The following is a 12,677-nucleotide window of genomic DNA, read 5'->3' as shown; positions in this document are numbered from 1 at the left end:
TTCTGCAAGCTTTTTCCCTAATTTACTAATAACCTTGCAATTTAACACCTTGAAATCACGGATTTTATTCACACTACCTGTTGATAACCAGTGATTTATTTTGTTTTTAAGGATTGACTAATTAACTTGGATAAGAGTCGTTAAATTGATCCGCTATGGCAGCATAGCGGATCAATATTTCATTTATCAATTCACCAACCTACACCAAAAAATCATGAAAATTTTCCTCCTTATAATTTTAACATACCTGTCCGTAAATCTTTCCCTGGCTCAAAAAACAAAACCGATACGAATGTCTGACTTTATGGGAGCAAACACCAATGTAGCATCCTATGATCAAGACTACCTTGAAGACTTGTCTAAATGTGTGAAATGGATCCGGGAGTACCACAATTGGGCTCACTATGAAAGTACAAATGACTATTTCAAATGGGATGATTTCACGCAGGATCAAAAAGGGAACAATTGGCCTCACCACACAAAATTCATCGAAAAATGCAACGAATTGGGAGTGAATGTTTTGATTGATGTTTTAGACCTTCCCGAATGGATAGGTAAGGAGGATCATATTCCAAATAGTTCGGGCGACGGATCCAAAGCTACCGATTACCTGGAAAGAATTGAGTTCGTTAGCCAACTGGTCGCACGATATGGATCTCAAAAAATTGATTCATCATTTCTAAAAACGGCCGATAAACTTAGTGGTCTTAATTACATTACCTATTATGAAGATGATAATGAACCGGATTACTGGTGGTGGGAAACTAAATGGCCTGCGGAACATTACGCCAAATATTGTAATGCAGTTCACGACGGCACAGGCGTACAAACAAATTCCAAGCATCCCTTACTTGGCATAAAAACAGTAGACCCTAATGCTAAACATGTTCTTGCAGGTCTGGCAAAAAAGGATACGGTATATCTTCAAAAAATATTGGATAGTTCCAATGGAAAAGTACCATTTGACGTGGTCAATATTCACATGTATTGCACTGATGATACTAATGGTTATTCTCCCGAAAACGAGAAATACGGATTTGAAAAAAAGCTCACTCCTCTTTTAAACTGGAGGGACCGAACTATTCCGGGAATGCCTTTTTGGATGACAGAGTTTGGTTGGGATACCTACATTGACCAGAATAAACAGCATTCATGCACTTATATCGATTTTGAGCAACAAGCCAATTATTTGCTCCGATCCTACTTCATTTTATTAAAGATGGGATTTGAAAAAGCGTTTATGTATATGGCTTCGGACCATAATAGCCACGATACCATTAAATATGCATCAAGCGGCTATTTCTTTGACAATCGACTGGCTCAGAAAAGAAAACCTTCGTTCTACTACCAGGTACTGGCACAAAATATTCTGGGTTCTTCGATTTTTAAAAAGGTTATTTCTTTTGCTGAAATATCAGGTACCAATGAAAACTATTGCTTCGAATTTGAAAATTCAAATAAATCTGAAAAGATTTATGTGCTCTGGACCAGGGAAACTAACTCAAGCAACGACACGGGCGCAACCTCTGCTTATCAGCTCGATTTAGGGTTTAAACCAACGTCTGCCTATTCCGTTCTTCCGAAAGACAAGCATGAAAATGGTGAAAAAATAGATGCTGATATAAATGGAAAGACAATAAATCTAAAGCTAACAGAAACTCCACAATTTTTGATCATTTACCATTAACAATCGTTGGGATCCACACCATATAATCAAAAAAACTTTCATAAGATTCGAATTATGCTTCAAAATCGGGATTTTCATACTGTTTTCTTGTTGGACGAAGTCACCAATAAATTAATCGTTCCTCTTGGAATCTATCAATGACGATAAGAAAGAATAGCAGACGTTAAAGTTGATCTAAACGTCAAAAATGATACGGTTAACAATTTAGTAGATGCTACTTCCATCCGGGCTACCACAATAATTTTACTGTCTGACAAATACACCATTCTATCCCGGCCTTAAAAAAATTGCTGAAGTTTTAGATGTAGATATCCGAGAATTATTAGCACCTACAAAAATACTCATGACTAATTGTTTCAATATTATTCTTTAAAAACCTATCCTTGATTTCCTGATTTGTCTGGATGACTGCATTTGAATGCATTTTTGCCTCGAACTGTATCTTAAAAGGTTACAAGACCACTAAAACCCATAGAACCTTACATCTCAAACACACAATAATATATTAACTACAGGCAAGTTAAAGCACTTTCCCCATGAAAGCAAAATAGAATTAGGGATAAAAAAATCATACAATCTTTTGGGCAACAGCTTCGCCCGCGAAACTTTTTAAGAAGCCACAAACATCACTAAATGATCGTACCGAAAAATCAAACTACCACTTATCTATCTCTTACAACGACCTTACTACAACCATGCTCAATAAAAAAAGCCCTATAGTGATCAATCATTTGTTTTGACACATTTCCTCTCGGGAGGTGAGAGTCAACTTTTCTTCCAAGTTTTATATACTTCACATTTCCCATCGAGTGCCAGGGTAATATATCGACTTGAACTAATGAAGGATATTTATTTCCCATTCCGGCAATTGCCTGCAGATGCTCTTCCTGATCATTTACTCCTGGAACTAACGGACAACGAAGAATTACACTTGCTTTATTTTTTAATAGAAACTCTAAATTATCCAGAATTCCTTTCAGCGGTCTCTTTGTTAATTCAGAATGAGACAAAGGATCTGTAACCTTATAATCAAACAAATACAGATCAGTAAAAAGCAGCGTCTTTTCTACGATTGTTCTCGATGCATAGCCCGAAGTATCCAATGCAGTGTGAATGCCCGCCTTTTTCAATTCCTGTAAAAACTTTAACGTAAATAAGGGTTGCATCAAAGGCTCACCTCCTGATATGGTTACTCCTCCTCCACTCACATTATAATATGCCAGATCCTTCTTACACTCCGCGACGACTTCCGACAGTTCAACAACCCTGCTACCAAACTGTCCTATTTTCATTTGTTGAGTTTCTGGATTATGGCACCAAATACATCTAAGAGGACATCCCTGCAGAAAGACAGCTGTGCGAATTCCTGGCCCGTCAACTACTGACGTTCGGTGTATATCTGAAATTATTCCTTTCAAGTTATCAGACATTAATACTCCGTTCGAGAAATAACTTCCATCTGTGTAGCTAGATCAAGGTCAATAAACCTCGCTGAAAAACCACCAACCCGTACCAAAAGATTCGCATACTTTTCGGGTGTTTCGAGTGCTGCAATTAAATCATCGCGATTAGTCGTGGTAATCATTATCTGCGTACCACCTTGTAAAAAATAAGTATTGAATAGCACGCGATACAAATCCTTATTTTTCGCTGGAAAAGCCGATGATACCTTCACATTCTGGACTGCTCCAGCATGAATCGACGGATCAGGTTTTGCCTGCGAATTAAGAAGAGCCGTTAATCCATTTCGATCACTACCCGCAGCAGCTGAATTACCAGGAACTAAGGGGTCTCCATGATTTCGTCCATCAGCCGAAGCAGAAGTTTGTCTTCCCCAGAGTGTATTGTGATTGTTGTTTATAATTACAACCAAAAAATGATGAAGACCTGTCCCTACTATTGACCCCTGCGTTTCGTTACAGACATGATCATGGACGCGCATCTGCATACGGTCGGCAGTATCATTGTCATTTCCAAATTTCGGAGCTTCCCTGAATGCTTTTTGCATCGTTTCGTAGCCTTGCCAATCAGCTTTCAAGGCTGTTAGCAATTCCTCAGCCGAATATTTCCTTTGACTGTAAACAAGCTCATCAATCGCTGTCAGACTATCCGCGGTATTATTATTCCCATAAGTTTCGTTGGTTCCACCAAGGAACTCAATTCCCCCATCAAATATTGAACGCCCTTTTTCTAAACAATTATCATATAAAACACTAATTAACGAGAAAGGACATTCCTTGCCGGTCCCCTCATAAATCTGATACTGAGCGAGAGCTCCAACCTCAAGAAAATAAGTCACCGTTTTTTCGTATGCTCCCAAAAGCTGTTCGAAATTTTGATAGTTAGCTATTGCGCCGTAGTCAGGAGCCAATCGCTTCTGATCATGAATTCTTCGACCGTTATTCATTGCCAGTTCAAGACACATTTGCAGATTGATGATGAAATTCGGCGTTCCGCAGCTACGATTTTCTATCATATATTCGCCACACCCGAAAGGGATATACTGTTCGGCTGTTTGCCTGTCAATCCTGAAAGCCTTTTCAACAGCCGGAACATTTACATCATCATTGTAGAGCATTGGAAATGTTTTGCCTTGTCCGATGACGTCATAAGCCTTACTTATTAATTCTTCATTTTGGCCTTGGTAAAACCGCAAAGTCAATTGGGGCATCGGAAGGCTTAATCGTTCGGTCGTTTCCATGGCCAACATTGCAAATTTATCAGCTGCCGCTTCGTTTTCTCTTCCGACTCCACCGATGACAATGCGTCCGTCAAAATGCCAAATTTCTTCTTCGATAATCGTATAAAAATTCTCCATTAACTCCAACGCTTCCTCCCAACTTATTCGGCCGGTGGCAAGGTCATTCTCCCAAAGAGGTCCCAATACCGTATCAAGACGACCAAAATTGATGACTCCGGCAATCGTTTGAACCAATAGAACCAACTGAAGGCCTTCATGAAAAGTAGCAGGCGCTTGGTACAATATCCCGCTTAGGGCACGAAGCATTTTTTCTGTTTTCTGAGATGGAGGAAGCTCCTGGGCTTTGCCGATGTAATATTCGACGCATTTTTTTATTCGAAAAACCGAATGAAGTGCACTTTGAAAGAAAGCGACTGATTCTGGATCATTGGCGTTATTGAGAAAGCAGGTTACTTCTTCCTCTAAGCCACCAATTCCTATATTACCTAACTTCTTTAGATTGACTTGCAACCCCGACATCCGAAAAAGTGCGTAAGCAGGATAATCTAAGTTTTTACCCCCGTCGTACACCCCAGGGAGTCTTCCCCTTATTTCAGGAGAAAATGACTTTAAACATTTTGCTGCTGTTGCTTCATTTGACCAGAATTCCCTCAAGGCTTTCCATTCCTCCAATTCTGTTTGAGAATACTTTATTACTGGGTTTTCGCCATCCCAACTCGTCGTGTCAAAATAAAATCCCATTCCTCCAACTTGTGGAGAATACCCCACCTCCGGGTACAATCTTTTTCCACAGAGTAAATCCGTCTTTCGAGGTGAAACCAGCACTCTCGGAAACTGAACATCTTCACACAAGGATTCACGCACATATTTATTCTGAGCTGATCCGGCTTTATATGCTTGTGTAAACTTCTTGGCGTAATCCAGGCCTAAAACATCAACGTCTCTATAAACTGCCATTTTTCTATGTTTAAATCTGCGTTAGTCTTCCAAACAAAAATACTCGACCGAAACATACTTTAAGTTCAAGCAAATGATAACTTTGTGCTATATATTGATATTATGCTTGTGAAAAATTTGAAATGGAAAACTATTTGCCCCAATGGATCGATTCATCTCGCCAGACTTTATGCTCGTGAATCAGAACATTGGCAACTTCACTCTCACGATTTCCATGAATGCTCTTTCATCATCGAAGGATCTGGCAAACAAACACTAACAAAAACGGACATGCATTTAAAATCGGGAGATCTTATTTTTGTATCGCCAAGAGATATCCATGGACTTAAAGCGAATACGAATAGTGCTCTCTCAATTTACAATGTTGCAATTGAACCTTCCATTGTTATGTCTTTTATTGATAGATACAAATTCCCACTCGATGCCTGGGAAGACAAAAATTCAGAGCCTGCTCGTATTGAACTAACGGAGACGGAACAAAAATCCTTCCTGGAACTAACCTCTCATATCGAGAAAGGATACCATGATCAATTAGATGCAGAATTTTTCCTTTATGGGCTTTTAAGGTTACTACGCCCTTCCCGCACCCCCCTTCTCCACGACGAAGCCCCCTATTGGTTACGAGAAGCATTGCAAGAAGCCACAAATCCTGAATACCTGAAATCTGGAATTAAAAAACTGGTTGAACTTTGCGGTCGTTCGCAAGAGCACATGACACGCACATTCAAAAAGTACATGGGAATTACTCCCACAACCTGGCTAAACAAACATCGCATTGCTCATGCCAAATATTTATTGGTTTCTACCCCTATGAGTATTCTTGAGATTGCACTCGAATGCGGCTTTGAAAGCCCCAGTAATTTTCATCACCTTTTTCGAAAAGAAACAGGAGAGTCGCCTGGACTTTACAGAAAACAGTCAACCGCAGTCCAACTGGGGTTCAAGTAAATCTAGTCTACTGGAGCCGCTGTTTATAATCCAGCAATTTCTCTCTTAACTGACGATATTCAACCTCCTGAACATTCACTTGATTGTCAATTGTCAAACTAGCCGCTGTGGCTGCCGACTGTCCCAACACCATGAAAACAGGCTCCATTCTGATAGATCCAAAAGCAATATGCGTTGCACTCAAACAAACAGGCACAAGCAAATTACTACATTCATCTTTTTTAGGAACACTTGAACGGTAATCAATTGGGTAGGGACCAAATCCTCCGACCTCTATGTTCCCTTCATTTTTCACAAATCCATCACTTGCAACATAGCGCTGAACATTGTGTGAATCCATAGCATACACTACTAAACCAACCGACCATCAAAGGCCAATGGGAAATAATACGGTTAACAAATCCTCACCGATCCATATACGATCATTTAGATGATCAAATTGAAAAGTTGTCTTTTCGTCTTTTGTACTGGCATAAAAAACAATATTACAAAATGTGGTTTTCTCATAAGTATAATTAGTTTTCGGTTCCGGGCATTGTCCCTCTTATTTGTTCTGTTTTTAATCGTTCTCCAGTTTCACGGTCGAACCAGTCGGGGGTTAAATTTTCAGGAGTTGTATCGCCGGTTTCGTTTTGCCAGTTCTTTAACAAAGCTCTCATTTCAACCAGTTTTTCATGATAACGACTTAGGGAAGCCACATTTAGCAATTGTTCTTTTTCAAGGTTAAGGTCAAAGAGTTCTTCAACAGGACGGGGCGTAACAAAAATATCAGCTTGTGCCGGTGTTAAGCTGCCAAGGTCGCGCAGTTCGTTCAGCGACGCTTGTGTTGGTGAGCTTTTCGAGTCGGCCGGACCACAATTACTGAGATTTGGTCGCGCATTAAAAAGGTAAAGAAAGTCTTTCGTCCTCATCATTCGTTCATGTGCTTCATAATCATGCCAGTTATGTTCTGAAAAAACCATCTGCCTGACTTCTGCTTCCGGGTTTTTCAGAATTGGCAGAAAACTTACTCCCTGGTATTTTTTGGGAACCGCAACATCGGCGATTTCCAGAATCGTAGGTGCGATGTCAACGGCACTAATCAGACTTTCGGTGTGACCTACTTTTTTATCAATTTGCGCAGGCCAGTAAACCACAAAAGGTGTTTTCATTCCACTGTCGTAAACCCGGGTTTTACACCGCGGGAACGGCCGGCCATTATCCGCCATAACAATAATAACGGTATTTTCCAGCACTCCCTGTTTTTGTAATTCTTTCTCAACCAGCCCAATATGATAATCAAAACGGACAATTTCGTTGTAATACGAGGCTATGTCCTGCCGCGTTTCCGGGGTATCATTGAAATATACCTGTACTTCAATATTTGCAGGATCATGTGTTATTTTAAAAGTATCGGCGCCCCACGGACGATGAGCATCGTACGATGCCAACCAAAAAAAGAAGGGTTTATCCTTAGGGCGTTCTTTAATAAATCGCACCCAGTTCGCTTCACCGCCATCGCCGTTATTATATCCGTTTCCATCGGTATAGCGATCAAAAGCCCGGTGTGTTGCTTCTCCCATGTGCCATTTGCCGGCATGAGCAGTGTAATACCCGTTTTCTTTTAACAATAAAGGAAAAGGGATTTCGGACTCGGGTAATGCGGTGTGCAGTTCCGCAGCACCATTCGAATGCGGGTATTTACCCGAAATTATGCTGCAACGACTGGGACTGCAGGAACTGGCGGTAAGAAAAGCATTATTGAAAAGTAATCCTTCGCTGGCAAGTTTATCGATATGGGGTGTTTTAACAACTTTATTTCCGTAACACCCGAAATCATTCCAGCTAATATCATCGGCAATAATAAAAACGAAATTAGGTTTTTGAGTACTGGAGCCTTGCGATTGGTTCATCCCTGTAAAAAAAGCGACTGTATACAAGACAAGTAACATTCGTGGAGGTTTTAATCGTTTTAGGTTCATTTGTTTTAGTTTAGTTAGTATTCAAGCCACGTTAAATTATTCCCGACACAAATAATCGCCAAAATATTTGTTGATTGAATCAAACCCCACCACCTAGTGTTCTCTCAGGTTATGTCATATTGCTCAATACATAAATCTAATAATATTATTTTTACCTCTCAATTCAAATTTCAATTAGATGTTCATATTCCACCGATAACCCGATGCAATAATTCATGAAATAGCTTTTGAATGCGGCTTTGAAAGCCCCTGTAATTTTCATCACCTTTTTCGAAAGGAAACAGGAGAATCGCCAGGACTTTACAGAAAACAGTCGCCGGCAGTCCAACTGAGGTTCAAGTAAATTCAATCTACTGGAGCCGCTGTTTATAATCCAGCAATTTTTCTCTTAACTGACGATATTCAACCTCCTGAACATTCACTTGATTGTCAATTGCCAAACTAGCCGCTGTGGCTGCCGACTGTCCCAATACCATGAAAACAGGTTCCATTCTGATAGAGCCAAAAGCAATGTGCGTTGCACTCAAACAAACAGGCACAAGCAAATTACTACATTCATCTTTTTTAGGAACAATTGAACGGTAATCAATTGGGTAGGGACCAAATCCTCCGACCTCTATGTTCCCTTCATTTTTCACAAATCCATCACTTGTAAGGTATCTTTGAACATTGTGAGAATCCATCGTATACGCTCCAAGACCAACCGACAGTTCTGCGGAAATAGAATCCTGAGTACAATGATGTTGCGTCATCACATAGTCGCTAACCATACGGCGGGCTTCACGAATGTACAACTGTGGCGACCAGTTATCATATTCTATATATTCATCTTTTGGCAAACCCCATTTTTTATATTCATCTCTAATTTTTTGAGGAATACGAGGATGATTAGCCAAGGTCCACAACAATCCCAGCGTATAGTTTTTATGAGCTTTAATAATCGCCTCTCTGGTCTCATAGTCTCCGTCCGGATAGTCGTAATTCATTCCGATATAATCTGAAGAAAAACAGCCATAGTTATTGGAGTCCGTTTTCCTGTTTGGCATTTTCGACATGATAAATAGTGGCCACAAATCTGCCTTTTCAAAAGCCCGAAATAAAAGTTCATACTCTTGCTCATCGTACCCGGCTGGTTTCTTAATAGCAATTCTATTTTCGGGCAAATCAGTTAAGCACATCCGGAAACAATATGCCTGAATTTTTTTGTCTGCACTGCCTTCTTCTCCTGCTTCTTCGAAAACATTTTTCAACAATCCGCTCTCCGGATTTCCTGCTATCACATATGGGTCTACTCCATCCTTAAATTGATGATGTGTTGCCCGTTTGGTTTGCACTCCATTTAGGGACTCACCATACTGACTGACACTTTCCCGCCCAAACGTATACGATACTCCTGCTCTTGCCATCAGGTCTCCTTCATAGGTTGCATCGATAAACATTTTCCCTCGGAAAGCTTCTCCATTCTCCATGGAAATCGACATAATCTTTCCACCTTCCTTCGTTACCTCCTGGATTAGATCAAGCCTATGATTGAACCTAATATCAATAGCTTCTGAATTGACCATATTTTGAAATACAATTAAAGCCGCGGACGGCTCGAAGGTCCACATAGCATCTTCACTTTCTCCGGTTCTGGTTTGCCCTCCATCTTTGTATTCCGATCGATCCTGCCAATTCCAGTTATCCGCATTGTCATAATACTTTCTGATGTTCTGATAAAATTCCCGGGCAATACCACCAATGGCATGTTTTTTCCCAATGTCGGTCTGTCCTAGTCCACCAGTTGTCAAGCCTCCTATTCTTCCCGAAGGTTCTAGAACGATAACGGACTTCCCCATTCGCTTTGCCTGAATTGCTGCTGCCAACCCAGAAGAAGTTCCACCATAAATAATGATATCAGCTTCGTTGCTATTTCCAGCCCGTTGGCATGAAGATAACCCCGGCATTAGAAAAAGAATAATAGTACAACGTAAAACTAGTATTGAAAACGGACTTTTTATTCGATTCATTTTTATTAAATTATTTCGTTAGAGTTATCACTCCTGTTCCATATATAAATTCACATATCAACAACCGAACACAATGCGTCACAACCAAAACTTCAGATTTAAAATCTAATGTTTTTCGATTTACTTCAAATAAAATTGGCTTTGGAGTCCTTCGCTTGAGTTTGTCCCCACCCATAAATGAAATTCGCCAGGTTCAGCTTCCCAAACGCCTTTTTTACTATAGAATGTCAGATCTTCCACAGTTAATTCAAACTCAATTTTTTTTGTCTCTCCTGACTTTAGAAAAACCTTTTTGAAATTTTTTAGCTCTTTTACCGGTCGAGTCACACTTCCTACTAAATCTCTAATATAAAGCTGAACCACTTCTGTCCCATCCATTTCTCCTGTATTCTTCAAATTAACTGCAACTTTCAGCGTATCACCCTTCGTTATATCCCGATTGCTGAGCTCCAATCCTGAATAGTCGAAAGTTGTATAGCTAAGTCCGTATCCAAATGAAAATAGCGGACTAACTTTTTCGTCGACATACCTGGTCGTAAACATATAGTCTTCTTCATTCTCTGCCGGACGACCCGTGTTTTTATGATTGTAGTATATCGGACATTGCCCAACAGTGCGAGGGAAAGACATTGGTAATTTACCCGAAGGATTATAATCTCCGAATAAAACATCAGCAATTGCATTTCCTGCTTCCGATCCTAAATGCCAGGATTCGACGATTGCCGAAACATGTTCTGCCATCCAACTAATAGCCATCGGCCGACCATTCATCAAAACAACTACAACATTTTTATTCACGGCGCAAACAGCCTCAAGCAACTCCTGCTGAAGTCCTTTAAGTCCAATTTCAGATTGGCTTCTTGCCTCTCCTGATTGGAAACAATTTTCGCCCAATGCCAACACAACCACATCGGCATCTTTTGCAGCTTCAACTGCTTCTGTCAATCCTGTTCGATCTGTTTCATTAATTTGTACTAAAGTCCCGAATTGAGGAAGGTTTTCAGCAAAAACAGGTCCCTGTTCAAAGGTTACAAGGCTTTTATTTTCGACAGCATTCTGGAGTCCTTCCAGTAACGATACAGCCATATTTCGTCCGCCTCTTCCTCTCCAGTTTCCCAACGGAGTATCTTTGTCATCGGCTAGATCACCGATAACCGCAATTTTCTTATTTTCTTTGCTTAATGGCAGCAACTGATTTTCATTTTTCAACAAAACAATACTTTTTCGAGCCACATCACGGGCTTTTTCCAGGTGTTCAGCACTAAGGAAAACCTCTTCGACATTTTGATTGCAATATCGGTATGGATCATCGAACAATCCCAACCTGAATTTAATAGTCAGAATCCGCCGAACTGCATCATCAATCAGTGCTTCATCAACCTCCCCTTTTTCGACCATTCCAATAAGATTTGGAAAATAGCAATGTCCTTCCATGTCCATATCAGAACCTGCTGTGATCGCTAAAAGAGCAGCCTCACTTTTATTGGCAGCCACTCCATGAAAACGCATTTCATCAATCGAAGCCCAATCAGACACAACAAAGCCATCAAATCCCCATTCTCCTTTTAAAATATCTCTCAGTAAATGAGCATTGCCAGTAGCCGGGATTCCATCAACCTCGTTAAACGAGTTCATAAATGTAGCAACTCCCGCATCTGAGCATGCTTTGCAAGGAGGAAGAACAACATTTCTCAGTGTTGACTCACCGATATCAGCGATGTTATAATCACGTCCTCCTTCAACAAAGCCGTAGGCTGCAAAATGCTTGGCACATGCGGCAATGGTGGTTTCATCAGTTAAATCTCCCCCCTGAAAACCTTCAACTTGAGCCTTTGCCATAACAGATCCTAAATAAGGATCCTCGCCTGCTCCTTCCATTACGCGCCCCCACCGTGCATCTCGCGAAATGTCAACCATAGGTGCAAAAGTCCAATGTAAACCATCAGCAGCAGCCTCTTTTGCAGCTACCCTTGCACTGGTTTTTACTGCTTCAACATCCCAACTTGCAGCTGCCGCCAACGGAATAGGAAATATGGTTTTATATCCATGAACAACATCGTATCCAAAAATCATTGGAATTCCCAGTCTACTGTTATTCACAGCCATCTCTTGTGCTTTACGAGTGGCCTCAGCTCCAGCTATGTTCAACATAGAACCAGCCAAGCCATCTTTAATGTTTTTATGCATTTCTTGTGCTACCTTTCCATCAGGCACCGGACCTGTCATTTCCCATCGGGTGGAATACTGTTGTAATTGACCGACTTTTTCTTCCAGGGTCATTCTTGATATCAAATCCTCAACTTTATTCGAAATATCATCGCCTTTTGCCATGATTGCAGATGAACCGACCATAACGAGGCCAATTATCAGAATTGCTGAAAATGTATTTTTTAACATTATAATTTTTTTTAATT

General features: G+C 40.5%; 8 protein-coding genes and 1 pseudogene. 3 read left to right on the top strand and 6 right to left on the bottom strand.

Annotated elements, in window-relative coordinates:
- Positions 1 to 292: 292 nt before the first annotated feature.
- Positions 293 to 1,687 (top strand): hypothetical protein, encoded by a 1,395-nt coding sequence (locus GR929_RS19625; protein ID WP_159523085.1) that lies wholly within the window; start codon positions 293 to 295, stop codon positions 1,685 to 1,687.
- Between the two features lie 662 nt (positions 1,688 to 2,349).
- On the opposite strand, the gene GR929_RS19620 is transcribed toward GR929_RS19625, so the two are convergent.
- Positions 2,350 to 3,117, bottom strand: a complete 768-nt coding sequence (locus tag GR929_RS19620) for a 4Fe-4S cluster-binding domain-containing protein (RefSeq protein WP_159523083.1) — start codon at positions 3,115 to 3,117, stop codon at positions 2,350 to 2,352.
- Positions 3,117 to 5,345 (bottom strand): pyruvate formate lyase family protein, encoded by a 2,229-nt coding sequence (locus GR929_RS19615; RefSeq protein WP_159523081.1) that lies wholly within the window; start codon positions 5,343 to 5,345, stop codon positions 3,117 to 3,119. The genes GR929_RS19620 and GR929_RS19615 overlap by 1 nt, the downstream gene beginning before the upstream one ends.
- A gap of 108 nt (positions 5,346 to 5,453) precedes the next feature.
- Here GR929_RS19615 and GR929_RS19610 point away from each other — a divergent pair, with 108 nt between their 5' ends.
- Positions 5,454 to 6,293, top strand: a complete 840-nt coding sequence (locus tag GR929_RS19610) for a helix-turn-helix domain-containing protein (protein WP_159523079.1) — start codon at positions 5,454 to 5,456, stop codon at positions 6,291 to 6,293.
- 7 nt (positions 6,294 to 6,300) lie between these two features.
- Here GR929_RS19610 and GR929_RS19605 read toward each other — a convergent pair.
- A pseudogene (locus tag GR929_RS19605) lies at positions 6,301 to 6,645 on the bottom strand (FAD-dependent oxidoreductase); the annotation flags it as partial.
- Between the two features lie 163 nt (positions 6,646 to 6,808).
- On the bottom strand, positions 6,809 to 8,224 hold the full coding sequence (locus GR929_RS19600; RefSeq protein ID WP_201301067.1) for a sulfatase family protein: 1,416 nt from the start codon (positions 8,222 to 8,224) through the stop codon (positions 6,809 to 6,811).
- 238 nt (positions 8,225 to 8,462) lie between these two features.
- Between GR929_RS19600 and GR929_RS22210 the strand changes: the two genes are divergently transcribed.
- The gene (locus GR929_RS22210; RefSeq protein WP_159523091.1) at positions 8,463 to 8,597 is read left to right on the top strand and encodes a helix-turn-helix domain-containing protein; all 135 of its coding nucleotides are present in this window, start codon (positions 8,463 to 8,465) and stop codon (positions 8,595 to 8,597) included.
- A gap of 7 nt (positions 8,598 to 8,604) precedes the next feature.
- Here GR929_RS22210 and GR929_RS19590 read toward each other — a convergent pair whose 3' ends face one another.
- Entirely contained in the window at positions 8,605 to 10,263 is a 1,659-nt protein-coding gene (locus GR929_RS19590; protein ID WP_201301066.1) for an FAD-dependent oxidoreductase, read from the bottom strand.
- Between the two features lie 120 nt (positions 10,264 to 10,383).
- Positions 10,384 to 12,660: a beta-glucosidase BglX gene (gene bglX / locus GR929_RS19585; protein ID WP_159523073.1), complete on the bottom strand. Its 2,277-nt coding sequence runs from the start codon at positions 12,658 to 12,660 to the stop codon at positions 10,384 to 10,386.
- Positions 12,661 to 12,677 lie beyond the last annotated feature (17 nt).

Source organism: Sunxiuqinia indica, assembly GCF_009847015.1.
In the GTDB taxonomy this organism is placed as follows: Bacteria; Bacteroidota; Bacteroidia; order Bacteroidales; family Prolixibacteraceae; genus Sunxiuqinia; species Sunxiuqinia indica.
This window is presented reverse-complemented; position numbering and strand designations above follow the sequence as displayed.

What these genes read in the sequence shown, in the direction of transcription:
- GR929_RS19625 (WP_159523085.1), top strand. Translation starts at nt 293, where the DNA reads ATGTCTGACTTTATGGGAGCAAACACCAATGTAGCATCCTATGATCAA.
- GR929_RS19620 (WP_159523083.1), bottom strand. Translation starts at nt 3,117, where the DNA reads ATGTCTGATAACTTGAAAGGAATAATTTCAGATATACACCGAACGTCA.
- GR929_RS19615 (WP_159523081.1), bottom strand. Translation starts at nt 5,345, where the DNA reads ATGGCAGTTTATAGAGACGTTGATGTTTTAGGCCTGGATTACGCCAAG.
- GR929_RS19600 (WP_201301067.1), bottom strand. Translation starts at nt 8,224, where the DNA reads ATGTTACTTGTCTTGTATACAGTCGCTTTTTTTACAGGGATGAACCAA.
- GR929_RS19590 (WP_201301066.1), bottom strand. Translation starts at nt 10,263, where the DNA reads ATGAATCGAATAAAAAGTCCGTTTTCAATACTAGTTTTACGTTGTACT.
- bglX (WP_159523073.1), bottom strand. Translation starts at nt 12,660, where the DNA reads ATGTTAAAAAATACATTTTCAGCAATTCTGATAATTGGCCTCGTTATG.